This window comes from Phaeovulum sp., assembly GCF_047638075.1.
Lineage (GTDB): Bacteria > Pseudomonadota > Alphaproteobacteria > Rhodobacterales > Rhodobacteraceae > UBA6197.
The window spans coordinates 1-2,883 of the sequence record NZ_JBLJBV010000025.1 but is presented as its reverse complement, the minus strand read 5'-3'; the positions used below and the strand labels follow the sequence as shown (position 1 = coordinate 2,883).

5 protein-coding genes are annotated in these 2,883 nt (G+C 60.6%); 3 read left to right on the top strand and 2 right to left on the bottom strand.

The features are described 5' to 3' along the window. A partial coding sequence (locus tag ACM62R_RS03850) for a CorA family divalent cation transporter (protein WP_415182744.1) occupies positions 1-843 on the top strand: 843 nt, incomplete at its 5' end. A 6-nt stretch (positions 844-849) separates the two neighbouring features. Here the strand turns inward: ACM62R_RS03850 and ACM62R_RS03845 are convergent. Next, positions 850-1,428, bottom strand: a complete 579-nt coding sequence (locus ACM62R_RS03845; RefSeq protein WP_415182743.1) for a TIGR02281 family clan AA aspartic protease — start codon at positions 1,426-1,428, stop codon at positions 850-852. 64 nt (positions 1,429-1,492) lie between these two features. Beyond that, a complete protein-coding gene (locus tag ACM62R_RS03840; protein WP_415182742.1) occupies positions 1,493-2,116 on the bottom strand; it encodes a MarC family protein in 624 nt (207 codons plus the stop codon). Positions 2,117-2,302: 186 nt separating this feature from the next. On the opposite strand from ACM62R_RS03840, the gene ACM62R_RS03835 reads away from it, so the two are divergent. Continuing rightward, on the top strand, positions 2,303-2,518 hold the full coding sequence (locus ACM62R_RS03835; RefSeq protein WP_415182741.1) for a twin-arginine translocase TatA/TatE family subunit: 216 nt from the start codon (positions 2,303-2,305) through the stop codon (positions 2,516-2,518). 51 nt (positions 2,519-2,569) lie between these two features. Next, the coding region (gene tatB / locus ACM62R_RS03830; RefSeq protein ID WP_415182740.1) for a Sec-independent protein translocase protein TatB at positions 2,570-2,883 on the top strand (314 nt) is incomplete at its 3' end.

The window sequence follows — 2,883 nt, the reverse complement described above, 5'->3', positions numbered from 1 at the left end:
AAACTGGAAGCGTTGGGTGTTGAGGTGCCGACACTGGCCGATATGGAAGAGATCGAAATCTCGAACCGGCTTTACCGTGAAGATGGTGTCGATGTGATGACGGTGGTGCTACCGGGCAAAACGGCGGACGCACAGCATATTTCAGGGCCGGTCAGCTTTATTCTCAGTGCGCAGCGGTTGGTAACGGTGCGCCACCATGCGCCGCGGCCGTTCGACACCTTTGCGGCAAGGGCGACACGGTCGGTGGCGGGAATTGGCGGCACCGGTTCGGTGTTTCTGGGCCTGATCGAAGAGATCGTGGCACGGCAAGCTGACCTTCTGGAGGGGATTGGCCGATCCCTGGATGAGGTGTCTGCCTCGGTTTTGGGGGTGACGGGGCAGGGGCAAGCGGCGCTGCAATCGGCGCTTGCCGAGGTGGGCAGGCAGGGCGAAATGATCAGCCGTGTGCGGCTCGCGCTGTTGACGCTAGAGCGGGCGATGTCGTTTTACGTCAACACACTGGCATCCAACGCGGAAGGTCAGCGGTTGCGCGCGATCGTCGAGGGGCTGTTGCGCGATATTCAATCGCTGTCGGTGCAGTCTGATTTCCTGTCGTCACGGCTGGGTCTGTCGGTCGATGCGACGCTGGGGATGATCAATCTGGCGCAGAACGCGACGATCAGGGTCGTGTCGGTGGTGACGGCGCTGTTTTTGCCACCTACGATGATCGCCTCGACCTACGGGATGAACTTTCGCGTCATGCCAGAGCTGGATTGGACCTGGGGCTACCCGATGGCGCTGGGAATGATGGCGGGGTCGGTGCTGTTGACCTATCTGCTGTTGAAATGGCGCGATTGGCTTTAGGGCGGCTTACCGCTCTAGCAACAGCCGGTTGCGGCTGAAGCTGACATTGGCAAAGCGCGACAGGTAAGACATTCCCAGAAGCGATCCCTCCATCGCGCCATTATTGACCACGGCGCGCAGGTTTTCATCCGTCACCCCGCCCAGTGCAAACCGCTCGATGCGCACCGGTGCGGTGGCCACCAGACCGTTGGCGGTATTGGCCTGACCAAAATACGACAGCCCCGCCGTATCAATCCCGATGCGGCGGGCATCACGCTGGCTTAGCACGATGTCGGTGGCGCCGGTATCGACGACAAAGCGCACCGCAACGCCGTTCAGGTCCGCGACAAGGTAGAAATGCCCGTCTGCGGCAATCGGCACCTCTATCTGGCCATCAGAGGCGACCGATTGTTGCGGTGTTACGTTATGGCGGATGTCAGACCACAGCCCCGCCCCCGCGATCACACCCACAAAGATCAGCCCCCAGACCACAGCCTGCTGGGCCACACGGCCCGGACGGCGGCGAAACTCAACCGCCAGATAGCCGCCAACCACCGCCAGTAGCAGCACAAAATAGATCAGCCGGGGGTAGAGATCTGCGCCCATTGCGCCCTCCTTTGGGGCCTCGCCTAAGGTCTGATATAGGCAGGTTTCGGCACAATGTCAGGGGTCAGGCGCCAAAGACCCCCGCGCCCCGCAGCCCGTCCAGGATGAACTGCATCGCCAAAGCGGCCAGCAACATGCCCAAAAGGCGCGTGACCACCATGGTGCCGGTGCGCCCCAATGCGCGCTCGATCGGGGAGGCGGCCAGAAACAGGACCAGAACGCAGGCCAAAACCACCAGCATCACCAAAAGCACCGCGATCAGATGGGTCCAGTCACCGCCGTCCTGCCCGGCCAGCAGAATCATTGTGGCCAGCGCCCCTGGCCCCGCAATCAGCGGTGTGGCCAGTGGAAAGATTGATGGATCATCGGCCTGATGGGCAGGGTTTTGCCCCTCACGACGCTGCGTGCGCCGTTCAAACAGCATGTCCAGCGCGGTCAGAAACAGCAAGACCCCGCCCGCAATCCGAAAGGCCGGCATCGAAATACCAATAGCGCTTAAGAGGGCGTCACCGAAAACGCCAAACAGTGTCAGCAACAGCGCCCCCGTCATCAGCGCCCTGATGCCGACCCGGCGCCTTGCCCGTGGCTCCATCCCTTGTGTCAACGCGATGAAAACCGGTGCAAGACCGATCGGATCCACCACGACGAACAAGGTCGCAAAAGCGGTTATATAGTCTGCACCGCTCATCTCATTTCCATATCCCAGGCCATCTTGACCCCCATCCTATCCGCACCCCTGTCGGCTGGCCAGCGCCGGGGGCGTAAAAAATCCGGGGTATTTGGTGGAATGGGGCTTTGATTGATCCGCTCAAAGCCATAAATGGATGCGTAGATATGCTGGCGGGGCCTTGGCCACCGCTACGGGGAGAATGAGATGCTCAACAACATTGGCCTTCCGGGGCTGCTACTTATTGCGATCGTGGTGCTGGTCCTGTTCGGACGGGGCAAGATCTCATCGCTGATGGGTGAGGTCGGCAAAGGCATCACCGCCTTCAAGAAAGGCGTGAAAGAGGGCTCGAAAGAGATCGAGGATGCTTCGGTCGATGCCGCGCGCGACGTGACGCCGGAAAACGAAAAAGACAAGGTCTGAACCGGGCGGCCCTTGACCGGGCCGGAGCGGGGCCAGGGGGCCTGAAAATCCATGTTTGACATTGGTTGGAGCGAGCTTCTGCTGATTGGCGTCGTGTCGCTGATTGTGGTGGGGCCAAAAGATCTGCCTGGAATGTTTCGCACGCTGGGGCGGTTTACCGCGAAAGCACGCAGCATGGCGCGCGAATTTTCGCGCGCGATGGAAGACGCCGCCAACGAAAGCGGGATCAAGGAAGCCGCGGACGACATGAAAGACCTCAAGGGGTTGGTGTCAAAAAAATCGCTGGGCCTAGACGCCTTGGAAGACGCGGCAAACAGATTTGAGAAGTGGGATCCAAAGCTGCCCGGCACCGCGAAACAGGCAAC

What these genes read in the sequence shown, in the direction of transcription:
- ACM62R_RS03845 (WP_415182743.1), bottom strand. Translation starts at nt 1,428, where the DNA reads ATGGGCGCAGATCTCTACCCCCGGCTGATCTATTTTGTGCTGCTACTG.
- ACM62R_RS03840 (WP_415182742.1), bottom strand. Translation starts at nt 2,116, where the DNA reads ATGAGCGGTGCAGACTATATAACCGCTTTTGCGACCTTGTTCGTCGTG.
- ACM62R_RS03835 (WP_415182741.1), top strand. Translation starts at nt 2,303, where the DNA reads ATGCTCAACAACATTGGCCTTCCGGGGCTGCTACTTATTGCGATCGTG.